The organism is Nitrincola alkalilacustris (assembly GCF_008973755.1).
Lineage (GTDB): Bacteria > Pseudomonadota > Gammaproteobacteria > Pseudomonadales > Balneatricaceae > Nitrincola > Nitrincola alkalilacustris.
Genome location: NZ_WBOM01000011.1, coordinates 49,477 through 72,339, shown reverse-complemented (window position 1 = coordinate 72,339; position 22,863 = coordinate 49,477). Strand labels below are relative to the sequence as shown.

The window sequence follows — 22,863 nt, the reverse complement described above, 5'->3', positions numbered from 1 at the left end:
GCTGTAAATCAGATGTGGAAGAGACTCACTGGAAGTAGTGTGTCGGGTCTGGAACACCGGCTTCGACAAACCCCGCTGCACGCAGGCGACAGCTATCACAGACACCACAGGCGCGACCCTGTTCATCAGCCTGGTAGCAAGATACCGTTAATCCATAATCAAGCCCCAGTGCGACACCTTTTTGTATGATCTCGGCCTTGGTCAGATCAATAAGTGGCGTTTCAATCGTCAGTGGATGGCCGGTAACACCCTGACGTGTCGCCAGGTTCGCCATCACCTCGAAGGCCTTGATGAATTCAGGACGACAATCCGGATAGCCGGAATAATCCACGGCATTAACCCCGATAAAGATTGCCTGAGCATCAAGCACCTCTGCCCAACCCAGAGCAAGGGACAGAAAAACTGTATTACGTGCTGGAACATAGGTAACAGGAATACTTTCATCCTCGAAGGTTTCGGGCACATCTATGGAGTGATCCGTCAATGCAGAACCGCCGATATCCTCAAGATGCAGTCGCAGAATCTTGTGCTGGGCAACGCCAAGCTGGGCAACCACTGCACGAGCGGCATTCAGCTCAGTCAGAGAGCGTTGACCATAGTCAAAGCTCAAGACATGGCACTCATACCCATGACTCCTGGCAATAGCCAGAACCGTTGCGGAATCAAGACCGCCGGACAACAGAACCACTGCCCGTTTTAAATCACTACTCATGAAACAGAAGCCCTTAATCAGCTGTTTGCAGCTCTGAAATTTCTGGCAAGACTGGCAGCAGTACTTTGCGGAAACTCATCAATCACACGCTGCATCATATTTCGTGAGCGCTCTTGCTGACCCAGATTGGAATAGACTACACCCAGCTTATAGAGTGTATCCGGCACCTTGCCATGACTGGGAAAGTCGCTGAGCACCCTTTCAAACTGCACTCGAGCCATATCCAATGACTGCTGAGCCAGATGAATCTCACCTAACCAGTAATAGCCATTTGCCGTATTGCTGCTGTTCGGAAACTGGATAACGAAGGCTTCAAAGGCAGCGATCGCCTCATTAAACTTGCGCTCACGCACAAGATTGAAAGCCTGGTCATACGCCTGCTGATCAGCGCGGGTTGCATCCGGCACGGAAGCTACTTCCGGTGCCGGCGCAACTGGTGCCGAAGGAGGACTTACTGAAGGCGCACCAGCCGATGACTGTATCGGCTCAGGAGCCGGCACAGCAGGAGGTGCAGCGGGATCAGGCAGAGCGTTGATCAGGGCACTGAGGCGCCGATCGACATCACGATACCGGTCCCGCTGATCTGTCTCGAGCCTGTTCAACTTGTGCTGCTGAGCTTCTAGCTCACCACGAAGCTGGCGGATCTCTTCCTGCAGTTGATAGACAACCAGCAACAGCTCACTTTGCCCGGCCATGGAGCCAGCTGTCACATCTGGCTGACGCTGAGCCTGCGACTGCTGACCACTGGTGCTGATCTCGATGACCTGTACATTATCTACCTGAGCATGTACAAGCCCGGATACACCAAGACAAAGCGCCAGAACACCTTTCAGTAAGTATTTCATAATTAACGCGTTACGTATTTCAGCTCAACACGACGGTTCTGAGCCCAGGCACCTTCATGGCTACCAGTGACTGCAGGACGCTCTTCGCCATAGCTGATGGCTTCAATCTGATTGGCTGCTGCACCGTTAACAACAAGCAGACGCTCAACCGCATTTGCACGACGCTCGCCAAGAGCCATGTTGTATTCACGGCTTCCGCGCTCATCAGCATGACCTTCCAGACGTACAGAAACAGATGGGTTACGTGACAGGAAACGAGCATGCGCTTCCAGATCAGCAAAGCCTTCCTGCTGTACTACTGAGCGATCGAAGTCGAAGTAGAATACGGTACGCAGCGTAGCCACTTCTTCAAGACCTACACCGGAAACGCCTGCCCCTGTTCCAGCTCCATAAGCGCTGGCTCCGTCAGTGCCTGTACCCGTGCCTGCCGCTCCACTGGTATCACCGGCACCGGTTCTGGTGCTCGTTGAACTACAACCAGCCATGATAGCGACAGCAGCAACCAGTGCCAAAGCTTTACCAACATTCATTACACGCATTTTTCACTCCTGAGCACAGACCAGCATGGTCTGAGACATGATTAAGGGTATTTGATTTCAATCTTATTGCAGATATGGAGACCAGGCTGGTTCTCTCACATCCCCACTTGGAGCCGGCATTGTAAAACGTACCCGTCCGTCAAGTGAAACGGCGGCGAGAACGCCCCGATTCCCCTGCTGAGTGGCGTAAATTATAATGCTGCCATTGGGTGCGATGCTAGGTGATTCATCGTAGTCGCTATTGGTCAGAATATCGATACGGCCACTCTGGAGATCCTGAACGGCAATCTGGAATCTTCTGCTTTGACCACGATGTACCATTGCCAGGAACCGACCATCCTGTGTCAGGCGCCCCCTGGCGTTGTAATTACCTTCAAACGTGACGCGCTCGACATTTCTGCTGGACATATCCAGACGATAGATCTGAGGAGAGCCTCCACGGTCAGAGGTAAAATAGAGAGAGCGTCCATCAGGCGCCCAAAACGGTTCAGTATCAATCGCGCTGTTGTGGGTCATGCGATCCAGCTCACGCGTATTGAGATTCAAAACATAAATTTCCGGGTTACCATCCTTCGACAGCACCAAAGCCATGCGGTTACCATCAGGTGACCAGGCGGGAGCACCGTTCAGACCAGGGAAGGACTGAATCCGCTCACGACGACCTGTCGCCAGATGCTGCACATAGATCGACGGACGAGTTGTCTCGAAGGATACATAGGCGATTTTGCTGCCATCGAATGACCAGCTAGGTGAAAGTATGGGCTCACTGGATTCCAGAATAGTTCGCGGGCGCATACCATCCCAGTCTGCAATCTGCAGCCTGAAGCGCTGGCGATCCTGCGCCAACTGCTCTGCTGTCACATAAACGATACGCGTCGAGAAAGCACCCTTGATACCGGTCAGGGCTTCGAAAATCACGTCTGAGATATAGTGCCCGGCATCACGCAGACTACCTGTGGTGCCTGCCACCTGCTGACTGACAATGCGCTGCTCTTTAAGGACATCATAAACCTCAAAGGTAATACTGACCTGATCACCACCGACAGGCTCTACGCGACCAATAACCAGATAGTCCGTTGAACTGATGCGCCAATCGCGGAAAAAGACCTGATCTCCTCGGCTCGGAAAACTGAGCATATTGTCGCGCGACATCATACGGAAAAAGCCACTGCGCTCAAGGTTCTGAGAGACAACCTGGGCGATATCCTCCGGCAGCGGGCTGGTGCCACTCCAGTTGAATGGAACCACGGCAACGGGGCTAGGGCTATCGACACCCTGCGTCACCTCCACCACCAATTGTGCTTGCAGCCAGGTGCTGGTCAGCATCAGAGTCAATATTGCGATCAGTTTTTTCATCATTGTTTTACCACCTCAGGCCTTCTGGTCTGAATGTTACTAAAGTCCGTCTTACCCGTCGCTCGAATAGAATCGGATCGATCTCCGCCACACGCGGGAAACGCTCTGTTCTCAATACCGCCTGTACTGCAGAGCGGTCGAATACTGCATCGCCACTACTGGTGTGTATATCCACCGAGTTTATCTCACCATTAGGCAGCAGATTGATCGAAACCACCGCCTGCATGCCATTGCGTGCAGTGGATGGAATCTGCCAGTTACGCTGCAGCATGCCAGCGATGTAGGAGGAGATATCCGCCACTACAACATTGGCTGCCTGGGCTGCAGCAGCCTGAGCCGCTGCAGCTGCAGCGGCAGCTTCTGCCTGTACTCTTTCCGCCTCTGCCTGTCGCTGCTGCTCTCTGGCTCTGGCTTCGGCTGCTTCGCGCTGAGCTTTTGCCTCTGCCTCGGCTTTGGCCTGTGCCTCCTGACGCTTACGCTCCTCGGCGGCCTTCTGCGCGGCGAGCTCCTGCTGACGCTTGCGCTCAGCTTCTTCCGCCTTGCGCGCTTCCTCAGCAGCTTTCTGCCTGGCTTCAGCCTCGCGGCGCGCAGCCAGCTCCTGCTCATTACGACGGGCCTCCTCAGCTATTCGCTGCTGCTCAGCCTGTCGCTGCTGCTCTGCCCGTTGTTGTTCTGCCCGTTGTTGTTCTACCCGCTGCTGTTCAACACGCTGCTGCTCTGCCCTTTGAACCTCAGCCTGACGCTGCTGCTCCGCTCTTTGCTGTTCCGCTCTCTGTTGCTCTAGCCTTTGCTGCTCAGCCTGACGCTGCTGCTCAGCACGTCGCTGCTCTTCTGCCTGCTGCGCCGCCTGCTGATTTTGCTGCGGTGCCTGCTGCAGTGTGGACAAATCAACCATCTGTGCCTGAATATGCCTGGGTGTTCTATGCTCTGGCTTGGAGTGATCGAACCAGTATCCACTGACAGTGACAATCACCAGCAGATGAACAGCCAAGGCCTTCAGAGATGGAACAATGTAACCGCGTATTTCCACGATAATGCCTACTCGGTCACCAGGCCTACGCTCGCAGCACCGGCCTGTTGCAGTAACACCATCAGTTTGACCACTCGGTCATAATCAACATGACGATCCCCTCTGACCAGTATCATCTTCTGCGGTGAACTGTTCAGTACCTTACCGACACGATCCTGAACCGTTTCAGCATCCACAGGATCAGTTTCCACACCACCTACATTGATGAAATACTGCCCCTGAGCATCAACCGTGACGATCAGAGGTTCGTCATCCTGGGTTTCAACCGGCTCTGCACTGGCTTGAGGCAGCTCGACATTCACCCCCTGCGTCAGCATCGGCGCTGTTACCATAAATATGATAAGTAACACCAATGTGACATCGATATAGGGCACGACGTTCATTTCTGCGTTCAGCTTGCGCTTTTTACGGTTCCGCCTGATCATCAATTAAACCTCAAAGCACGTGAACACGGCGGTAGAGGATGCTGGAAAACTCGTCAGCAAATGTCTCATAGTTACTCATCAACGCTTCCGATTGAGCGGAGAAACGGTTGTAGGCGATAACCGCAGGAATCGCCGCAAAGAGTCCGATAGCTGTCGCAATCAAGGCCTCTGCAATACCTGGAGCTACTGCAGCAAGCGTCGCCTGATGTACGTTGGCAAGGCCTCGAAAGGAGTTCATGATACCCCATACGGTTCCAAACAGACCGATATACGGGCTGGTCGAACCGACAGTAGCCAGAAACGGAAGGTGTTTCTCTAACTTTTCCTCTTCTCGTGAAAAGGCAACGCGCATACTGCGCTGAACACCGTTCATGACAACATCGGGATCTGCGTTCCCACTTTGTGTCAGACGCGTGAATTCTTTCAGGCCTGCACGAAAAATATTTTCAGCGCCATTATCAGGATTTGGATTCTGACTCACTTCACGGAAAAGATGCCCAAGATCTGTTCCAGACCAGAATCGTTCCTCAAAGGCTGCAAACGACTTTCTGGCACGTTGAAGAACGGCTCTGCGCTGGAAAATCATGACCCATGACAAGAAGGAAGCAAGCACCAGCACGAGCATCACCAGTTGCACCAGGAGGCTCGCCTCAAGGATCAGGCTCCAGATTGACATCTTATCTTGCACTTTTCTCTCCCTCGGAGTGGCATTGACAATATTTTTCCAGACCGGTCGAAATAGCAGCCGGCCATCGACAGGGTTTCATGGATGTGGAATTTACACATGCTACCTGAACCTCAGCTTGACAGAGTTCAGATGCGTCGCGGATGCGTATTATTTTCTGTCGAAAAACGACACGTGCCGCACCCTGCTCTTTGAGAGATGTTTCGACAATAAGTTCATCATCCAACAACGCTGGAAGCTTATACTGACAGTCGACCTTATGCACAACAAAGAGGCGTTGCTGCAAGGCCAGCTGTTGCTGAGAGAAGCCCAGGCTACGGAGCAGCTCAGTTCTGGCACGCTCCATGAACTTCAGATAGTTCACGTAATAGACAATACCGCCGTAATCGGTATCTTCTATATAAACCCTCAGCGGCCAGCTGAATACCATCTCAAAACCCAATTAAAGCAAAGACTGCACACAATAGCAGTCGCGAGAATTTATACAAGAGGGGGGCATCAGAATGGTAAGGAGATTTATTCAGTGGCCTAATCCGACGCGCGCCAGCCCTCGCCTAATGCCTGTGCTGGCATTCCAGGCAGCGAGTGGTAAGAGGGTCGGCCTTGAGGCGATTGAGTTCTATCGGTTCCGAGCAGATTTCACAGCGGCCGAAAGTACCCTGCTCAATCCGCTGCAGTGCCGCCTCACAGGATGACAGTTCATCCAGCAGGCTGCGCTGCAGAGACTGTAATTCTCGCCTGTACTGAGCTTTATCAAGTCGGCTGCACATGCTGACACCGTTAGTGGAAAGTGATTACACATTGTAACCCCCCACACAGTACAGACCTTGATCAGTATCAACTCAAATGCAGTCAGCCAAAAAAATATACGCTTGTTTCATACCGACATTTCAAACCGCAGGCTTTGGCAACCCGAAATGCTGATAGGCATGATCCGTTACCACCCTTCCACGCGGTGTGCGCATGATAAACCCCTGCTGAATAAGATAGGGCTCCAGCACATCCTCAATGGTGTCCCGCTCCTCACTGATAGCGGCAGCCAGGCTATCTACACCTACCGGGCCACCACCAAACTTCTCGATCATCGCCAGCAACATCCTTCTGTCCATATGATCAAAACCACGCTCATCTACCTTCAGCATATTCAGAGCCAGATCCGCAATTTCACGCGTGATCACACCATCACCCTTGACCTGAGCAAAATCCCTGGCACGACGCAACAGACGATTGGCAATACGCGGGGTACCACGCGAACGGCAAGCCACTTCACGTGCTCCGTCAGGGTCCAGAGGCGTCCCGTACAGCTCAGCCGTTCTGACAACTATCGCGGTCAGATCTTCGATGGAGTAAAAATCCAGGCGCTGTACTATGCCAAATCTGTCCCGCAGCGGAGATGTCAGCAACCCGGCCCGGGTAGTAGCACCCACCAGCGTAAAAGGTGGCAGATCTATCTTGATGGAGCGCGCAGCAGGCCCCTCACCGATCATGATATCCAACTGATAGTCTTCCATCGCCGGGTAGAGTATCTCTTCCACATTCGGGCTCAGACGATGAATTTCGTCGATAAAGAGGACATCCCCAGGCTCAAGACTGGTCAGAATCGCGGCGACATCTCCGGCCTTTTCCAACACAGGCCCGGATGTCGTCTTGATCTGACTACCCATCTCATTGGCAATGATATTGGCCAGCGTGGTCTTGCCAAGACCGGGAGGACCGAAAATCAGTGTATGATCCAAAGCTTCATTTCGCTGCCTTGCAGCATGAATGAAGATCTCCATCTGTTCACAGACGGTTGGCTGACCACGATAATCACCCAGCGTCTGTGGCCTGACAGTTCGATCCTGCTGCTCCTCACTCTTGACGGGCAGGGCACTGATAAAGCGATCAGCTTCTAACATGATTTACCTGTCTTATATTAGCTTCAATTGATGGATCGCACGTTCAGTATCAGGCACTGATGCAGGCTCAGGCACTGACCATCGACTTCAGCGCCAGCTTGATCAACTCCTCCGTTGAAGCCCCCTCGCCCGCCTGCTTGCTGGCCTGCTCCACTGCACGTGTCGCCTGCACGGGTTTGTACCCGAGTGCCAGTAAAGCACTCTCCGCTTCTCCGCGAAGATCCACTCGCGCCTGTTGCAAATGCACCGGCATCTCGGCAGGGTCTCCTGACAACAGCGGCATATGCAACTGCTTCAGCTTGTCTTTCATCTCTATGATAAGACGCTCGGCGGTCTTTTTGCCAACGCCCGGCACCTTGATCAGAGTTGCGCTATCTTCCCGCTGGATGCAATTGATAAGAGCATCGGCACTGATCCCCGAAAGCAGCGTCAGCGCCAGCTTTGGGCCGACACCATTGGTTTTGATCAGTTCCCTAAACAGCGTGCGCTCCTGACGATCAGCAAAGCCGAACAGTAGCTGAGCATCCTCACGCACGACAAGATGCGTATAAAGACTGGTCTCACTGCCAACAGCAGGCAGGCGATAGAAGGTATTCATGGAAGCCTCAACTTCATAGCCCACACCCTGCACATCCAACAGCAGTTGGGGTGGCAGCTTCTCGAGAACGATACCCTTGAGATGACCGATCATGAATGATTATGTTCCTGCAATGACGTGAATTGGATGAGCCTGCCCGCCCGACTGAAAATCTGAGCAATTAGTCGAGCAAGGGTTCTGAAGAGGATGATCATAGCACCAGCGAGCGCCCTGGTCACAGCACTGAGCAACTCGTGTCAGCGCCAGCGGCCGCCCTTACCGGAAGCAACACCGGCAATACTCACCAGTGATAGACGGCTGTGAGCATGGCACAAAGCAATAGCCAGCGCATCAGCAGCATCAGCCTGAGGCATGCCGGGAAGCTTCAGCAGCATCGCCACCATATGCTGAACCTGCGCCTTATCGGCGGCACCCGTTCCCACCACTGACTGCTTGACCTTGCGTGCCGAGTACTCATGTACGGGCAGCAATTGGTTACCCGCTGCCACGATCGCCACCCCTCTTGCCTGCCCAAGCTTGAGCGCAGAGTCAGCATTTCGGGCCATGAACACCTGCTCTATGGCAACTTCCTGAGGCAGATAACGATCGATCACCTCAGTGATACCGGCATAGACCTGACTCAGCCGGTCGGCCAGTTCGTCACCCTTGATACGGATACAGCCACTGGCGATATACTCATTTCGAGAGCCCAGCGAGCTGATCACACCATACCCGGTAATCCGGGAGCCGGGATCTATCCCCAGAATCACCATGCGTCAGCATTCCTGACCAACAACCGGCTCACGCCATCGCCTCTTCAGGAATGTCGGCATTATGGTACACCTCCTGGGTGTCATCGAGATCTTCCAGCACCTCCAGCAGGCGCATGACCTTCTGACCCGCCTCGACATCCAGCTCAACGGTGGTTGCTGGTATCATGCCGATTTCGGCATGCACAGGTTCGTGCCCGGCATCAATAAGTGATTGCTTTACATCCATGAAGTCAGAAACGGCTGTGAATACATCGATACTGCCATCCTCATGGGTGACAATATCATCGGCACCAGCTTCAAGGGCTGCTTCCATCAGAGCATCTTCATCGGTTCCTTCGGGATAGGTAATCTGTCCCTTTTTCTCGAACAGATAGGAGACAGAGCCGTTGGTGCCGAGATTTCCGCCATGCTTGTTGAAAGCAGCGCGCACCTGGGAAACGGTACGATTGACATTATCGGTCAGACACTCGACCAGAATGGCAACACCACCGACACCATAGCCTTCATAGGTAAGTTCATCATAATGCTCACCATCAGCCCCACCGACACCGCGCTGGATCGCTTTTTCGATGGTGTCTTTTTTCATATTGGCACCGAGTGCCTTGTCAACCGCCGCACGCAAGCGTGGGTTATCTTCCGGCAAACCACCGCCAGCCTTGGCTGCAACGGTCAGTTCACGAATCAATTTGGTGAAAATCTTGCCACGCTTGGCATCCTGGGCGGCTTTTCTGTGCTTGATGTTAGCCCACTTGGAATGACCAGCCATACTACTTTCCTCGGTAAATCAGCGGGCTGCATGGCAACCCGCTCAAAACAGACGATCAGGGGGTTTTGCGCAGTTTGATGTTAAGCTCACGCAACTGCGCCGCACTCACCTCACCCGGCGCATCAGTCAGCAGACAGGCCGCACTCTGGGTTTTCGGGAAGGCGATCACGTCGCGAATCGAGCTGGAACCGGTCATCAGCATCACCAGACGATCCAGACCAAACGCCAGACCACCATGCGGAGGTGCACCGAAGCGCAGGGCGTTCAGCAGGAAGCCGAACTTTTCTTCCGCTTCATCATCAGCAATACCCAGCACCTTGAACACTGCACGCTGCATCGTCTGATCATGAATACGGATCGAACCGCCACCCAGTTCAGTACCGTTCAGTACCATGTCGTAGGCGCGCGACAGCTTGCCTTCTGGCTCGGCGATCAACTCTTCAGGCGTGCAGCTTGGAGAGGTGAACGGATGGTGAAGTGCTGTCAGACTGCCATCGCTGGCCTCTTCAAACATCGGGAAGTCAACCACCCACAGAGGTGCCCACTCGCGCTCGACCAGTCCCATCTCCTCGCCGACACGAATACGCAGCGCACCGAGTGCTTCATTGACGATCTTGGCTTTATCAGCACCGAAGAAGACGATATCGCCATTCTGTGCACCCAGACGCTGCATGATCTTCAATGCAACCTCTTCGCCCAGGAACTTGACGATCGGAGACTGCAGACCTTCTGCGCCCTTCTCCAGCTCATTAACCTTGATCCAGGCCAGACCTCTGGCACCGTAAATGGCAACAAAGCTGGTGTAATCATCTATCTGCTTGCGCGTCAGAACAGCACCACCAGGCACTTTCAGAGCAGCGACACGGCCCTTGGGATCCTGCGCAGGCGCAGCGAACACCTTGAACTCAACCCCTTCCATCAGATCAGCAACATCGATCAGTTCCAGCGGAATACGCAGATCCGGCTTGTCTGAACCGTAACGCTGCATCGCCTCGGAGTAAGGCATACGTGGGAAATCACCCAGATCCACGTCGAGCAGCTCCTGGAATAACTCACGGATCATCCCTTCGGTCAGACCCATGATATCGTCTTCACCCAGGAAGGAGGTCTCAATGTCGATCTGTGTAAATTCAGGCTGACGATCGGCACGCAGATCTTCATCACGGAAGCATTTGGCGATCTGATAGTAACGGTCGAAGCCAGATACCATCAGCAACTGCTTGAACAACTGTGGTGACTGAGGCAGCGCAAAGAAGCTGCCTTCATGTGTGCGGCTCGGTACCAGGTAGTCACGGGCACCTTCTGGCGTTGCACGGGTCAGAATCGGCGTTTCAACATCAATGAAGCCGTTCTTTTCCAGATAGTTGCGGATGTTGTGTGTGATTTTGGAACGCAGACGCAGCTTGCGCTGCACTTCTGGACGACGCAGGTCGATATAACGGTGGCGCAGACGAACGTCTTCACCTACCTGCTGATGTTCATCCAACTGGAATGGCGGCGTATCGGCACGGTTGAGGATAACCAACTCTTTACCCAGCACTTCAATCGCACCGGTGCTCATGTCGGAGTTTTCAGTTCCGGCAGGACGGGCACGAACGGTACCGCGCACTTCAACCACGAACTCATTACGCACGCTGTCGGCGAGTTTGAAGCTCTCTTCTCTGTCAGGATCGAATACGACCTGAGTTATCCCCTCACGATCCCGCAGATCGAGAAAGATCACTCCACCGTGATCACGACGGCGGTGAACCCACCCCATCAAGACTATATCCTGATCAACATGTTCTTTACGAAGATCGCCGCAATAATGACTGCGCATGGTTGGCTGTTCCTGTTCCAGAAGCGTTTATACTGTATACACAATGACTTAGCCATTATCAGCATCAGTTCTGCTGATACCCCGGCTCAACCGATTACCGTCTGAACAAGCGCATGAACGGCACTCGCAATTTCGATAAAATTGCCAGAACGGTAACCACGTGTAATGAAGGGGAGGAATTATACCTGATTATCCGAGCGCTGACAGCGCCCGAAAAAAGATATTGAGATATTGCGGCTCAGCTTCGACAGTCGGCCTTACTACCCCCCTTCCGGGACATAATGCAGCTCTCCATCAAGCATGACTTCAAGCTTGCGACGAATCTCCTGCTCCTTTTCCGGCGTATAAGCAACAGCCGGTCTGACACCCCAGACAGGGCCGGGCCAGGCAGGATCATTTTCATAGCGAACAATACAATGCACATGCAACTGATGAACGACATTGCCCAGCGCAGCCACATTCATTTTCCTGGCCTGAAACAGATCCGCGAGATTTTCGCTCAGGCAGGAGATCTCATTCATCAACTGCAGTCGATCTTCAGGCGAAAGGTGATAGATTTCGGACACCTCTGCCCGCTTCGGTACGAGTATGAACCAGGGGTACTGGGCATCATTCATCAACAGCAAGCGACACAACGGGAAATCCCCCATGACAATGCAGTCAGACTGCAGGCGAGGGTCCAGTACAAACTCAACAAACTCAAGTTCCAGTTCGTCCATTACATTCTCCAGTCGGCAGGATAAGATGGATGCCAGTTTCTCAAAGGTTACTCAGGGAAGTATAGAACAATATGCTCGAAGTTAAGGTGTGTGAGTCGATTGACCAGATCAGCCGTGAGGAGTGGAACGCTCTGTGCGGAACGGACTATCCCTTTCTGCGCCATGAATTTCTGCAGGCGCTTGAGCGCTCTGGCTGCGTCAGTGCCAGCACCGGCTGGCAACCACTGCACTTGAGGCTTGAGCAGGAAGGCAACCTGGTCGGGGTCATGCCGCTGTATCTGAAGAACCACTCCTATGGCGAATATGTGTTTGACTGGGCCTGGGCAGACGCCTATTCACGCCATGGCCTGGATTACTATCCCAAGCTGCTGACTGCCATCCCTTTCACTCCTTCACAGGGCCCCAGATTCGGGATCAGCATTCCACTTGAACAGGCCATACCTGCCATAGCACAGGCCATCAGGGTATTGTGTGAGCGGTTTCAGACCTCCTCATGGCATGGCCTGTTCACCGAGTCTATCACCAAGGACCATTTCAGCAGTTGCGGCATGCTGCCAAGGCTGGGAACCCAGTATCACTGGCATAATGAAGGCTATGAGAATTTCGACGACTTCCTGTCACGCTTCGCTTCACGCAAGCGCAAAAATCTGAAGAAGGAGCGCCAGAAAATTCGTGAGCAGGGAATTGAGATACGCGTGGTCGAGGGCAGTAATATTCACGACGGACTACTGGAGGAGTTCTATCGCTGCTACCAACTGACCTATCTGAAACGGGGTCAGCGTGGATATCTGAATCTGGATTTTTTCCGCCTTATTCGCAACACCCTGCCACAGCATCTGATGATGGTCGTGGCTGAAACGCGGGAAAAGACCGTCGCCGTAGCGCTTTCATTCAAAAGCAGCAATACCCTCTATGGACGCTACTGGGGGTCTCTGGATGAGTATGAAAATCTGCACTTTGAAGCCTGCTACTATCGCGGTATCGAGTATTGTATCGAGCAGGGGTTACGCTGGTTTGATCCCGGCGCCCAGGGCGAGCATAAGATTCAGCGTGGCTTCAAGCCGATTGAAACCTGGTCCGTACACTGGATAGAGGAGCCAGGGTTCAGACAGGGCATCCGCCAATTCCTGACAGACGAAACCCGACTGATGCGCCAGCGTATGCTGCACCTGTCAGAAGGCCTGCCATTCAAGGCGGACAACTCTTCAGGAAAAGCAGATCCGAAATACTGATACAGATCAATAAACAACTGTTATTTCTGTTCAAAAAATCACCATCCGAGAACAGCATTTTCCGCAGCTGCTAAGCATCATTAGTCACTGTTTCAGCTAGTAAAAGCACCAAGCTGAAGCCTTAAAACCCGCAACTGCAACATGAAACCCTTAGCAGCAACACTGAGATTAGATGAAAAATACTCTCACAGAGACTCTAGACTCCCTATACAGGTGTTCTACACTGGAGCTAGCCACAGGATGTCATGCAGTTTTCGGATCTGAACAGATCATCAAACCATAACAGGAGGTGAGGCATATGCTGACCTACGACGAATGCCTTGAAATGTGCGATCTTACCCCCGAAGAGATCGATGCAATCGCAGAGCATGAGCACGTTGATCCGATGATCGCAATGGCACTGGGGCATTATCTGGTAACACATGAGGGGGAAAATCGTATCAAGAGTATCATTCTTGATGATATAGAACATGCCAGAAAGTGCGGCAATCATGAGCGCGTTATCTTGTTAAGAAAGACACTGCTGCACTTCATGGCCACTCATCCTGATCCCAGGATAACCGGCGCAGCTTAAGCGTCTCCGGCTCTTGTCTAACCAACAGAGCTGAATGGGCCCTCCCGCCTGTCGCAGGGCGGGAGGCCCTTCTACAGATCACCTTTTACAGTGACTTTTCCAGCTCAGGCACAGCTTCGAACAGATCCGCCACCAGACCATAGTCGGCAACCTGGAAGATAGGCGCATCCTCATCCTTGTTGATCGCAACAATCACCTTGGAATCTTTCATACCAGCCAGATGCTGAATCGCACCCGAAATACCCACTGCAATATACAATTCAGGCGCAACGATCTTACCTGTCTGCCCTACCTGCATATCATTCGGGACAAAGCCGGCATCGACTGCAGCGCGTGACGCGCCGATAGCAGCACCCAGCTTATCAGCGACTTTCTCAAGCAGCTCGAAGTTTTCCTTGGAGGCCATACCACGACCACCGGAGATCACGACACGTGCGGCTGTCAGCTCGGGACGATCCGAAACGGCCATATCTTCAGAGATCAGACGGCTCAGACCCAGATCCTTGACCTGGCTCAGCGACTCAACAGTTGCACTGCCGCCCTCTTCGGCAACCGCATCAAATGCAGTGGTCCGTACCGTGATCACCTTGGTGTCATCCAGTGACTGTACCGTCGCGATGGCGTTACCGGCATAGATCGGACGTACAAAGGTATCGGGTGATTCAACCTTGATGATATCGGAGATCTGACCAACATCCAGCAGGGCGGCAACACGAGGCATGAAGTTCTTGCCGTTGGTGGTCGCGGGAGCCAGCAGATGCGAGTAACCCGGCGCCAGCTCAATCACCAGCGCCGCCACGTTCTCGGCGATTTCATGATCGTAGGCAGCGTTATCGGCGACAAGCACTTTACGTATACCCGCTACTTTCGCAGCGCTATCTGCAACCGCGCTGCAACCACTGCCGACAATCAGCAGATCGATCTCACCACCGATTTCACTGGCGGCCTTGACGGTGTTGAGGGTTGAAGGCTTCAGTGCTGCATTGTCATGTTCAGAAATTACCAGAATAGCCATCAGATCACCTTCGCTTCGTTTTTCAGTTTATCCACCAACTCGGCAACGCTGCCAACCTTGATACCCGCCTGACGCTCAGCGGGCGGCTCAACTCTCAGCACCTTACTGTGAGCCTTCACACTGACGCCATAATCTGCTGGTGTTTTAGTATCCAGAGGTTTTTTCTTCGCCTTCATGATGTTCGGCAAGGATGCATAGCGCGGCTCATTCATACGCAGATCAACCGTGACAACCGCAGGCAGCTTGATCGACAAGGTCTGCAGACCACCATCCACCTCGCGGGTCACCTTGAGCTGATCACCATCGGACTCAATGGCTGAGGCAAAAGCACCCTGAGACATACCGGTCAGTGCCGATAGCATCTGGCCCGTCTGGTTGTTATCCGTATCGATCGATTGCTTACCCATCAGCACCAGACCCGGCTGCTCCTCTTCGACGATTTTTGCCAGTATTTTGGCAACCGTCAGGGATTCAAGCGCCTCATCGGACTGAACCAGTATGGCACGATCAGCACCCATCGCCAGCGCTGTACGCAGTTGTTCCTGAGCAGTAGCAGGCCCCATCGATACGACGACCACCTCTGTTGCCAGCCCTGACTCTTTCATGCGCACAGCCTGCTCGACTGCGATCTCACAAAAGGGATTGACTGCCATCTTGACGTTTTTCAGATCAACATCACTGTTGTCAGACATCACTCTGACCTTGACGTTGTAATCGATCACACGCTTGACCGTTACCAGCACCTTCATTGTGAATTCCTTTGTTGCTTTATTTTGACCAAAACTGTTGGCTCATCATACCAGCCATCTCATATAGGTAAAATCCCTTATGGCAAAAACGATCAACTTTGCAAAAAAGATGAACTAATTACATGAATAAGGGTTTTTACTTATGCCCAATAGCATAAAATAGCCTTTAGTATATCGTAACTGGATAATTTCATAAGAATCCGCTCATTCATAGATTCTATGAACAGAAATTATAAAAAATGAAGCTGAGCATTTTTTGAGGAGCCAAATCGTGAGTCGTGAATCGATGGAGTTTGACGTAGTAATCGTCGGAGCCGGTCCTTCCGGACTGTCAGCGGCATGCCGACTGATGCAGCAGGCACAGGCCAACGAACAGGAGATCACCGTCTGTGTGGTTGAAAAGGGTTCAGAAGTCGGCGCCCATATCCTGTCAGGTGCCGTCATGGAAACACGAGCACTGGATGAGCTCTTCCCTGACTGGCGCGAGCGCGGCGCGCCCCTGAACACAGCCGTAACCGCTGATGAAGTCTTTCTGCTCAGAAATGAGAAAAGCGCCATCAAGCTACCCAACTTCGTCGTGCCCAAGACCATGCACAACGACGGTAACTACATTGTCAGCCTTGGCAATGTCTGCCGCTGGCTGGCGGAGCAGGCGGAACAACTGGGTGTCGAGATCTTCCCCGGCTTTGCCGCCGCAGAAGTGTTGTTCAATGAAGATGGCAGTGTCAAAGGGATCGCCACCGGTGATATGGGTATTGGTGCCGATGGCGAGAAGAAAGGCAGCTATACCGAAGGGATGGAGCTGCACGCAAAATACACTCTGTTCAGTGAAGGTTGTCGTGGCCACCTCGGTAAACAGCTTATCGCCCGTTACAAGCTGGATGAGGGGAAAGACCCTCAGCATTACGGCATCGGCATCAAGGAGCTGTGGGATATCGAGCCTTCTCGCCACAAACCAGGCCTGGTCGTACATGGTTCCGGCTGGCCGCTGACAGATGGTGCCAGTGGTGGTTTCTTCCTCTATCATGATGAGAGCAATCAGGTGGAAGTCGGCCTGATCGTGGACCTGAACTACTCCAACCCACATCTGAGCCCGTTTGATGAGTTCCAGCGCATGAAACATCACCCGGAGATAGCCAAGTATCTCGAAGGTGGCAAGCGCATCTCCTATGGTGCCCGTGCCATCACCAAAGGAGGATTCAATACGCTACCCGAAATGGTAATGCCTGGCGCCCTGCTGCTGGGCTGCGATGCCGGCACGCTGAACTTCTCCAAGATCAAGGGTATCCACACAGCGATGAAGTCGGGCCTGCTGGCAGCCGAAGCGATTGTGGATGCGCTTGCGAATGGCGATGAAGGCGGTAAAAAACTGGACAGCTACACCGAAGCCTACAAGAACTCCTGGCTGTATGATGAGCTGTATCGCGCCCGCAACTTCGGTCCGGCGATGCACAAGTTCGGTGCCTACCTCGGCGGTGCATTCAACTTTGTCGACCAGAACCTCTTTGGTGGCAAGATCCCAGTGACCTTGCACGATCTGCATAAGGATCACGAACAGCTCAAGCCGGCCAGCGAATGCGCCAAAATCAGTTATCCAAAACCGGATGGCAAACTCTCATTCGACAAGCTGACTTCGGTGTTTCTGTCCAACGCGAATCATGAGGAAGATCAGCCTACGCATCTCAGGTTGACAGACCCGAGCATTCCGACCGGCAAAAATCTGTCGCTGTATGACGAACCTGCCCAACGCTACTGCCCGGCGGGAGTCTATGAGGTGATTGAAGAGGCAACAGGCCCCCGCTTCCAGATCAACTCGGCCAACTGCGTTCATTGCAAAACCTGCGATATCAAGGATCCTGCCCAGAACATCACCTGGGTGGTACCTGAAGGGGGCGGTGGCCCGAACTATCCGAACATGTAATGGCATACAACCCGCCATCAAGCAGAAGGGGCCCGCAGGCCCCTTCTCTTTTATTGATTCGTGTTGTTCTATGATCAGTGCAGTGTCTGCTCGTACTTCTGCTTGATCGCAATCAGTGCCGGTTGAATATCCAGCGGCGCATACTGCATCGCCTGTTCGAACAGCTCTTTATTCTCTTCGGATAGCCGCTCCTCTTCACTCATTGCAGATAACTTGCGCATCGCTTCCATGAATTTGGGGTGGGGGGTTGTAGCACTCATGATGCGGCCTCCTTTATTGAATTAAAGGCGAATTAAAGACGTAAACCAAGTGGCTTACCCCTTTAATTTTGCACATGCGGAAAAATAACGCAATCAGATCCGCAAACCACCATCCATTTCGACAACTCTTCCCGTGAAAAAATCATTCTCGATAATGTACTGCAAGGTGTGAGCCATCTCGCCGATTTCGCCCAGGCGACGAAGCGGTACAGCCGCCAGCATCCGCTCGACCGCCTCCGGCTTCATCTGTGCAGTCATCTCGGTGGCAATCACACCCGGCGCGATACCACCAACTCGTATGCCGAATCTGGCCAGCTCCCGTGCCCAGCAGACCACCAGTGTCGCCACAGCCGATTTGGTCGCCGAATAATTGGTCTGCCCCGGATTACCGGCCCGTGAAACGGATGAGATATTGACTATCACTCCACCATCACCCTGCTCTGCCATGATCCCGGCCGCTTCGCGACCACAAAGGAAGGTTCCGGTCAGATTGACATTCAGCACACTGTTCCATTGCTGCATGGACATCTTATCCACCAGCTTGCCATCTCTGATCTTGATCAGCATCGCATCCTGCATCAGACCGGCATTATTGACCAGACCATGAACAGCCCCGAAGTCACTGCGAATCCGGGCAAAGGCAGATTCAACCTGCTCCTCAGACGTGATATCGCACACATAGGCGCGTGCTTCCACGCCATGCGCACTGCAACTGGTGACGGCGGTATCCAGATCCGTCGCGCTGATATCAACCAGCGCAAGCCTGGCACCCAGCGCTGCCAGGTGCTCGGCCATACCAAGGCCCAGCCCCCGGCCGCCGCCGGTTATCACAAATACCCTGTCTTTTATGTGCATCGTCCTCTCCACTGCCGTACCACAGGCACGGGCTGTTTGCGCCCTCAGTTCAGGCGCCGATAAAGCCTGCCCTCTTCAGGTAGGTTTCAATTTCGGGCAGGATGCTCTCATCATCTATGGTGGATGGCATCTTGTAAGACTCGCTGGCTGCAATCTTACGCAACACTGCACGCAGAATCTTGCCGGAGCGTGTCTTTGGAAGGCGCTGCACCACGATTACACGACGAAAACATGCCAATGCCCCCACCTGATCACGCACCATCTCAACCAGCTCGCGCTCCAGTTGCGCCTCGTCCGCCTCAACACCAGCCTTGAGGACGACCAGGCCTACAGGCACCTGGCCTCTCAGCTCATCCGTAACACCGATCACCGCACATTCGGCTACTGCAGCATGTGCAGAAACCACCTCCTCCATCTCGCCGGTGGATAGTCGATGACCAGACACATTGATTACATCATCAGTGCGCCCAGTGATGTAGATGTAGCCATCCTCATCCTTATAGCCGCCATCTCCCGTGTGATAATAGCCCGGAAAAGCGGTCAGATAGGAGCTGGTGAAACGCTCGTCATTGCGCCAGATACTCCAGGCAAAACCCGGTGGCATCGGCAGCTTGACGCAGATATTCCCCGACTGCATCGGTTCCAGCTCGGTACCATCGCCATCCAGTACCCGTATATCATAGCCGGGAATCGGTCGGTTGGTTGAACCCAGACGTGGTGCAGAGGGTTGATCCCAGCCCATCATCGGTGCCGTCATCGGCCAGCCGGACTCGGTCTGCCACCAGTGATCCAGCACCGGCACCTGAAGCAGATCATCCAGCCAGTAGTAGGTGGAGGAGTCCAGTTTTTCACCTGCAACGAAGATCCAGCGCAGGCTGTTCAGATCATACTGGCGTGCCAGATCACCGCTTGGGTCCTCCTTGCGGATCGCACGGAAAGCGGTCGGTGCGCAAAACATCGAGTTGACACCATACTCACTGATCACACGCCAGAAGGTACCGGCATCCGGTGTTCTGACCGGCTTACCCTCGAAGAAGATCGCACTGCAGCCGCCCATCAGAGGGCCATAGACAATAAACGAATGGCCAACCACCCAGCCGATATCCGACGCGCCCCACCAGACATCGCCCGCCTTCATGCCATAAACATTATGCAGCGCATACTTGAGCGCCACCGCATAGCCGCCCGTATCCCGTACGATCCCCTTCGGCTGACCGGTGGTGCCGGAGGTGTAGAGTATGTAAAGAGGATCACTGCCCTTGACAGGCACACAGTCGGCAGGCTCAACACCCTGCTGCATCTCATACCAGTCGATGTCACGAGCCGGATCCATCTCTGCCTTCAGCATCGGGCGCTGACACACGATCGTGTGGGCTGGTTTATGCCTCGCCAGGCTGACCGCCTTATCCACCAGCGGCTTGTAGGCGATCTTCTTGTCGAACTCTATGCCACAGGAGGCCGTCAGTATCAGTTTGGGCTCGGCATCATCGATACGCAGGGCCAGTTCGTTCGCGGCAAAACCTCCGAACACGACCGAATGTACGGCACCCAGTCTGGCGCAGGCCAGCATCGCTACCGCAGCTTCGGGAATCATGGGCATATAGATGACCACGGTATCGCCCTTGCCTACATTCAGCTTTTTCAACGCACCGGCAAAACGCACCACACGCTCGTGCATCTGGCTGAAAGTGATCGCCTCCTTTGTGTCGGTGACGGGAGAGTCGTAGTAAAGTGCCACCTGATCGCCACGGCCCTGCTCGATCTGATAATCGAGCGCCAGATAGCTCATGTTCAGCTCGCCATCAGGATACCAGCAGTAGGTGCCGTTTCCGGTTGGTTGCAGGAAGGTTTCCGGTTGTTTGAACCAGGCCAGAGCGGTTGCCTGCTCAGCCCAGTATTGTTCGGGGTTATCTAGATAAGCCTGATACTGATCCGTGTAGATCATCTGCCACCTCTGATTATTATTGTTTGCAGAATCACTGGGCGGCCATTACGCCGCCCATCTGACTGATTAGCTGATACTGACTGAATAACGGACGCTGATCACTTATCCTTGTACAGCTTGATAAGGCTGGAAAAATCCAACCCACCATTTCCAGCCGTCTTGTGCAGGTTGAACAATGCACGTGCAGCTGAACCCATCGGGGTGGGTGCAGCACTGTGCTGACTCAGATCCATTGCCAGCCCCAGATCCTTGTACATCAGGTCCACCTGGAAACCGCCCTGATAGTCGCGTGAAGCCGGTACGTTCTCCATCACACCCGGTACAGGATTATAGACCTGCAGCGCCCAGTTATTACCGGAACTCTGCTTCATGATTTCAGAGAGAACCGCCGGATCGAGTCCGTTTTTGATCCCCATGTTCAGCGCTTCACAAGTACCGGCCATCAGAATGCCCAGCATCATGTTGTTGCACACCTTGGCGATCTGACCGGCGCCATGATCACCGGCATGGAAGATGTTCTTACCCATCGCCTTCAACACAGGCTCTGCACGGGCAAACTGCTCAGCAGTGCCGCCAACGATAAACGTCAGTGTACCCGCCTGCGCACCACCCACACCGCCGGAAACTGGCGCGTCGACAAAATCGATACCTTTTTCTGCCGCTGCAGTAGCTACGCTGCGTGCTGTCTGGACATCGATGGTTGAGCTGTCGATCACCAGTGTACCCGGTGCGATATGGTTGAACAGCGCGTCCTCACCGCTGACCAGCAGCGCCTGGACATGACGCCCGGCTGGCAGCATGGTGATGACAAACTCAGCGCCTGCCACCGCCGTTACGGCACTCTGCGCCGCCTCACATCCGCCCTCGACGGCATGCTTAAGCGCCTCTGCCGACAGATCAAATGCTTTTACCTGATGTCCTGCTTTGGCCAGGTTCACGGCCATCGGCCCACCCATATTGCCCAGACCAATAAATGCAATTAACGCCATGATACTATCCCTCTGTTTTTATTCTGTTTTATTGGACAATCCACTGCAGGTCAGCTGATCAATTTCTAAGCTCTTTACAAATCCTGCAGCGGGTTTACCGGCCAGGGTGATTTGAACAACCCAGCCACAAATTCCGGTTCGACCTTGTCCAGCGAACTGAATACCCAATTCGGTTGATTGTCCTTATCTACCAGCAAGGCACGCACACCCTCGGCGAACTCTTCGTGCCGGCAACACTGCACCGACAGAATCAGCTCTTGCTGGAACACCTCTTTCAAAGACAGATGACGTGACCGTTTCAACTGCTCATGGATCATGACGATCGACAGCGGGCTACCATGAGTGATCGCACGTTTTGCACGCAACACCCATTTATCATCCGACTCAAGTGCGCTGAGCGCTGCCACCATACCCTGCACGGTGTCATGATCTGTGATCTGACGTATCAGCGCTTCGTGCTCGCGAATCGGCGCAGGCATCTCAGCAAAACTGGCTGCTGCTTCCTGCTCCAGCTCACGCAGCACTTGGCTGATCAACCCACCAGCATCGCCGTTCCAACTCAGGGTTTGCAGCCGCTGCAGAAAACCATCACGCATATCGGACCTGAGCGCACGATCCGCGAGCCCAAGATACAGAGCATCAGGTGCATTGATCGGATTTCCGGTCAGCCCCAGAAACAATCCACTGCGGCCCGGCATCCTGTTCAGAAACCAACTACCGCCGACATCGGGATATAGCCCAATAGTCACTTCCGGCATCGCCAGATGTGAGGTTTCAGTGACCACACGATGGCTGCAGCCATTCATCAGCCCCATACCGCCGCCCATCACGATACCGCTGGCCCAGCAGATCACCGGTTTGGAGTAAGTATGCAGGGTATAGTCCAGGCGATACTCACGGGTGAAAAAGGCTTCCGGAAAATCAGGGTCTCCATCCCCCTTGATAGAGCGATACAGATTAACGACATCACCACCGGCACAGAACGCCTTGCTGCCGGCGCTGTCGAGAAAAACGGCCACAACACGTTCATCCTGCTGCCAGCGATCCAGTTGCGGCTGAATCAGATCGATCATCTCCAACGTCAGCGCATTCAGCGAGCGCTCGGCATTCAGGCAGATCTCACCGATCAAATGACCATCAGCCGTTGGGTGTTCGGTAAAAAGGACACAGCTCATATTG

At 53.6% G+C, this 22,863-nt stretch carries 25 protein-coding genes; 3 read left to right on the top strand and 22 right to left on the bottom strand.

Annotated features, from left to right (window positions below):
• Positions 1–25 precede the first annotated feature (25 nt).
• The 15 genes from queC to F7R27_RS16915 form a co-directional block, all read right to left on the bottom strand.
• Complete coding sequence (gene queC, locus F7R27_RS16985; RefSeq protein ID WP_151705462.1) at positions 26–712, bottom strand: 7-cyano-7-deazaguanine synthase QueC; 687 nt, start codon at positions 710–712, stop codon at positions 26–28.
• 17 nt (positions 713–729) lie between these two features.
• Positions 730–1,557 (bottom strand): tol-pal system protein YbgF, encoded by an 828-nt coding sequence (gene ybgF / locus F7R27_RS16980; RefSeq protein WP_151705461.1) that lies wholly within the window; start codon positions 1,555–1,557, stop codon positions 730–732.
• A 2-nt stretch (positions 1,558–1,559) separates the two neighbouring features.
• On the bottom strand, positions 1,560–2,096 hold the full coding sequence (gene pal / locus F7R27_RS16975) for a peptidoglycan-associated lipoprotein Pal (protein ID WP_151705460.1): 537 nt from the start codon (positions 2,094–2,096) through the stop codon (positions 1,560–1,562).
• A gap of 63 nt (positions 2,097–2,159) precedes the next feature.
• Entirely contained in the window at positions 2,160–3,452 is a 1,293-nt protein-coding gene (gene tolB, locus F7R27_RS16970; protein WP_151705503.1) for a Tol-Pal system beta propeller repeat protein TolB, read from the bottom strand.
• Between the two features lie 7 nt (positions 3,453–3,459).
• The gene (gene tolA / locus F7R27_RS16965; protein ID WP_168927545.1) at positions 3,460–4,482 is read right to left on the bottom strand and encodes a cell envelope integrity protein TolA; all 1,023 of its coding nucleotides are present in this window, start codon (positions 4,480–4,482) and stop codon (positions 3,460–3,462) included.
• Between the two features lie 8 nt (positions 4,483–4,490).
• Positions 4,491–4,907 (bottom strand): protein TolR, encoded by a 417-nt coding sequence (gene tolR / locus F7R27_RS16960; RefSeq protein ID WP_151705458.1) that lies wholly within the window; start codon positions 4,905–4,907, stop codon positions 4,491–4,493.
• A gap of 10 nt (positions 4,908–4,917) precedes the next feature.
• Positions 4,918–5,595 carry a protein TolQ gene (gene tolQ, locus F7R27_RS16955; RefSeq protein ID WP_240776418.1) on the bottom strand — a complete coding sequence of 226 codons (678 nt, stop codon included), beginning with the start codon at positions 5,593–5,595 and terminating at the stop codon, positions 4,918–4,920.
• Positions 5,585–6,022: a tol-pal system-associated acyl-CoA thioesterase gene (ybgC, locus tag F7R27_RS16950; RefSeq protein WP_151705457.1), complete on the bottom strand. Its 438-nt coding sequence runs from the start codon at positions 6,020–6,022 to the stop codon at positions 5,585–5,587. Before ybgC ends, tolQ begins: the two co-directional genes overlap by 11 nt.
• Before the next feature lie 124 nt (positions 6,023–6,146).
• On the bottom strand, positions 6,147–6,362 hold the full coding sequence (locus F7R27_RS16945) for a TraR/DksA family transcriptional regulator (RefSeq protein ID WP_151705456.1): 216 nt from the start codon (positions 6,360–6,362) through the stop codon (positions 6,147–6,149).
• Positions 6,363–6,482: 120 nt separating this feature from the next.
• Positions 6,483–7,490: a Holliday junction branch migration DNA helicase RuvB gene (gene ruvB / locus F7R27_RS16940; protein ID WP_151705455.1), complete on the bottom strand. Its 1,008-nt coding sequence runs from the start codon at positions 7,488–7,490 to the stop codon at positions 6,483–6,485.
• A gap of 67 nt (positions 7,491–7,557) precedes the next feature.
• The gene (ruvA, locus tag F7R27_RS16935; protein WP_151705454.1) at positions 7,558–8,181 is read right to left on the bottom strand and encodes a Holliday junction branch migration protein RuvA; all 624 of its coding nucleotides are present in this window, start codon (positions 8,179–8,181) and stop codon (positions 7,558–7,560) included.
• Positions 8,182–8,324: 143 nt separating this feature from the next.
• Entirely contained in the window at positions 8,325–8,840 is a 516-nt protein-coding gene (ruvC, locus tag F7R27_RS16930) for a crossover junction endodeoxyribonuclease RuvC (RefSeq protein ID WP_151705453.1), read from the bottom strand.
• Between the two features lie 28 nt (positions 8,841–8,868).
• Positions 8,869–9,606 (bottom strand): YebC/PmpR family DNA-binding transcriptional regulator, encoded by a 738-nt coding sequence (locus F7R27_RS16925; RefSeq protein WP_151705452.1) that lies wholly within the window; start codon positions 9,604–9,606, stop codon positions 8,869–8,871.
• A 55-nt stretch (positions 9,607–9,661) separates the two neighbouring features.
• Positions 9,662–11,425 (bottom strand): aspartate--tRNA ligase, encoded by a 1,764-nt coding sequence (gene aspS, locus F7R27_RS16920; protein ID WP_151705451.1) that lies wholly within the window; start codon positions 11,423–11,425, stop codon positions 9,662–9,664.
• A 260-nt stretch (positions 11,426–11,685) separates the two neighbouring features.
• The gene (locus F7R27_RS16915) at positions 11,686–12,144 is read right to left on the bottom strand and encodes an HIT domain-containing protein (protein WP_151705450.1); all 459 of its coding nucleotides are present in this window, start codon (positions 12,142–12,144) and stop codon (positions 11,686–11,688) included.
• A 71-nt stretch (positions 12,145–12,215) separates the two neighbouring features.
• Between F7R27_RS16915 and F7R27_RS16910 the strand changes: the two genes are divergently transcribed.
• The gene (locus F7R27_RS16910) at positions 12,216–13,376 is read left to right on the top strand and encodes a GNAT family N-acetyltransferase (RefSeq protein WP_151705449.1); all 1,161 of its coding nucleotides are present in this window, start codon (positions 12,216–12,218) and stop codon (positions 13,374–13,376) included.
• Positions 13,377–13,674: 298 nt separating this feature from the next.
• On the top strand, positions 13,675–13,950 hold the full coding sequence (locus tag F7R27_RS16905; RefSeq protein ID WP_151705448.1) for a hypothetical protein: 276 nt from the start codon (positions 13,675–13,677) through the stop codon (positions 13,948–13,950).
• A gap of 85 nt (positions 13,951–14,035) precedes the next feature.
• On the opposite strand, the gene F7R27_RS16900 is transcribed toward F7R27_RS16905, so the two are convergent.
• Both F7R27_RS16900 and F7R27_RS16895 read right to left on the bottom strand, forming a co-directional pair.
• A complete protein-coding gene (locus F7R27_RS16900) occupies positions 14,036–14,965 on the bottom strand; it encodes an electron transfer flavoprotein subunit alpha/FixB family protein (RefSeq protein WP_151705447.1) in 930 nt (309 codons plus the stop codon).
• Positions 14,965–15,714: an electron transfer flavoprotein subunit beta/FixA family protein gene (locus F7R27_RS16895; RefSeq protein ID WP_151705446.1), complete on the bottom strand. Its 750-nt coding sequence runs from the start codon at positions 15,712–15,714 to the stop codon at positions 14,965–14,967. The genes F7R27_RS16900 and F7R27_RS16895 overlap by 1 nt, the downstream gene beginning before the upstream one ends.
• A gap of 286 nt (positions 15,715–16,000) precedes the next feature.
• Between F7R27_RS16895 and F7R27_RS16890 the strand changes: the two genes are divergently transcribed.
• A complete protein-coding gene (locus tag F7R27_RS16890; protein ID WP_151705501.1) occupies positions 16,001–17,635 on the top strand; it encodes an electron transfer flavoprotein-ubiquinone oxidoreductase in 1,635 nt (544 codons plus the stop codon).
• Positions 17,636–17,709: 74 nt separating this feature from the next.
• Here the strand turns inward: F7R27_RS16890 and F7R27_RS16885 are convergent, their stop codons facing one another.
• From F7R27_RS16885 to F7R27_RS16865, 5 genes are all read right to left on the bottom strand, one after another.
• Positions 17,710–17,895, bottom strand: a complete 186-nt coding sequence (locus tag F7R27_RS16885; RefSeq protein WP_151705445.1) for a hypothetical protein — start codon at positions 17,893–17,895, stop codon at positions 17,710–17,712.
• Positions 17,896–17,988: 93 nt separating this feature from the next.
• Positions 17,989–18,750, bottom strand: a complete 762-nt coding sequence (locus F7R27_RS16880; RefSeq protein ID WP_151705444.1) for an SDR family NAD(P)-dependent oxidoreductase — start codon at positions 18,748–18,750, stop codon at positions 17,989–17,991.
• A gap of 49 nt (positions 18,751–18,799) precedes the next feature.
• Positions 18,800–20,695: a propionyl-CoA synthetase gene (locus F7R27_RS16875; protein WP_151705443.1), complete on the bottom strand. Its 1,896-nt coding sequence runs from the start codon at positions 20,693–20,695 to the stop codon at positions 18,800–18,802.
• Between the two features lie 98 nt (positions 20,696–20,793).
• Entirely contained in the window at positions 20,794–21,684 is an 891-nt protein-coding gene (gene mmsB, locus F7R27_RS16870; protein WP_151705442.1) for a 3-hydroxyisobutyrate dehydrogenase, read from the bottom strand.
• 74 nt (positions 21,685–21,758) lie between these two features.
• The gene (locus F7R27_RS16865; protein WP_151705441.1) at positions 21,759–22,859 is read right to left on the bottom strand and encodes an enoyl-CoA hydratase/isomerase family protein; all 1,101 of its coding nucleotides are present in this window, start codon (positions 22,857–22,859) and stop codon (positions 21,759–21,761) included.
• Positions 22,860–22,863: the final 4 nt, after the last annotated feature.

What these genes read in the sequence shown, in the direction of transcription:
- queC (WP_151705462.1), bottom strand. Translation starts at nt 712, where the DNA reads ATGAGTAGTGATTTAAAACGGGCAGTGGTTCTGTTGTCCGGCGGTCTT.
- ybgF (WP_151705461.1), bottom strand. Translation starts at nt 1,557, where the DNA reads ATGAAATACTTACTGAAAGGTGTTCTGGCGCTTTGTCTTGGTGTATCC.
- pal (WP_151705460.1), bottom strand. Translation starts at nt 2,096, where the DNA reads ATGCGTGTAATGAATGTTGGTAAAGCTTTGGCACTGGTTGCTGCTGTC.
- tolB (WP_151705503.1), bottom strand. Translation starts at nt 3,452, where the DNA reads ATGAAAAAACTGATCGCAATATTGACTCTGATGCTGACCAGCACCTGG.
- tolR (WP_151705458.1), bottom strand. Translation starts at nt 4,907, where the DNA reads ATGATCAGGCGGAACCGTAAAAAGCGCAAGCTGAACGCAGAAATGAAC.
- ybgC (WP_151705457.1), bottom strand. Translation starts at nt 6,022, where the DNA reads ATGGTATTCAGCTGGCCGCTGAGGGTTTATATAGAAGATACCGATTAC.
- F7R27_RS16945 (WP_151705456.1), bottom strand. Translation starts at nt 6,362, where the DNA reads ATGTGCAGCCGACTTGATAAAGCTCAGTACAGGCGAGAATTACAGTCT.
- ruvB (WP_151705455.1), bottom strand. Translation starts at nt 7,490, where the DNA reads ATGTTAGAAGCTGATCGCTTTATCAGTGCCCTGCCCGTCAAGAGTGAG.
- ruvA (WP_151705454.1), bottom strand. Translation starts at nt 8,181, where the DNA reads ATGATCGGTCATCTCAAGGGTATCGTTCTCGAGAAGCTGCCACCCCAA.
- ruvC (WP_151705453.1), bottom strand. Translation starts at nt 8,840, where the DNA reads ATGGTGATTCTGGGGATAGATCCCGGCTCCCGGATTACCGGGTATGGT.
- F7R27_RS16925 (WP_151705452.1), bottom strand. Translation starts at nt 9,606, where the DNA reads ATGGCTGGTCATTCCAAGTGGGCTAACATCAAGCACAGAAAAGCCGCC.
- aspS (WP_151705451.1), bottom strand. Translation starts at nt 11,425, where the DNA reads ATGCGCAGTCATTATTGCGGCGATCTTCGTAAAGAACATGTTGATCAG.
- F7R27_RS16915 (WP_151705450.1), bottom strand. Translation starts at nt 12,144, where the DNA reads ATGGACGAACTGGAACTTGAGTTTGTTGAGTTTGTACTGGACCCTCGC.
- F7R27_RS16910 (WP_151705449.1), top strand. Translation starts at nt 12,216, where the DNA reads ATGCTCGAAGTTAAGGTGTGTGAGTCGATTGACCAGATCAGCCGTGAG.
- F7R27_RS16905 (WP_151705448.1), top strand. Translation starts at nt 13,675, where the DNA reads ATGCTGACCTACGACGAATGCCTTGAAATGTGCGATCTTACCCCCGAA.
- F7R27_RS16900 (WP_151705447.1), bottom strand. Translation starts at nt 14,965, where the DNA reads ATGGCTATTCTGGTAATTTCTGAACATGACAATGCAGCACTGAAGCCT.
- F7R27_RS16895 (WP_151705446.1), bottom strand. Translation starts at nt 15,714, where the DNA reads ATGAAGGTGCTGGTAACGGTCAAGCGTGTGATCGATTACAACGTCAAG.
- F7R27_RS16890 (WP_151705501.1), top strand. Translation starts at nt 16,001, where the DNA reads ATGGAGTTTGACGTAGTAATCGTCGGAGCCGGTCCTTCCGGACTGTCA.
- F7R27_RS16885 (WP_151705445.1), bottom strand. Translation starts at nt 17,895, where the DNA reads ATGAGTGCTACAACCCCCCACCCCAAATTCATGGAAGCGATGCGCAAG.
- F7R27_RS16880 (WP_151705444.1), bottom strand. Translation starts at nt 18,750, where the DNA reads ATGCACATAAAAGACAGGGTATTTGTGATAACCGGCGGCGGCCGGGGG.
- F7R27_RS16875 (WP_151705443.1), bottom strand. Translation starts at nt 20,695, where the DNA reads ATGATCTACACGGATCAGTATCAGGCTTATCTAGATAACCCCGAACAA.
- mmsB (WP_151705442.1), bottom strand. Translation starts at nt 21,684, where the DNA reads ATGGCGTTAATTGCATTTATTGGTCTGGGCAATATGGGTGGGCCGATG.
- F7R27_RS16865 (WP_151705441.1), bottom strand. Translation starts at nt 22,859, where the DNA reads ATGAGCTGTGTCCTTTTTACCGAACACCCAACGGCTGATGGTCATTTG.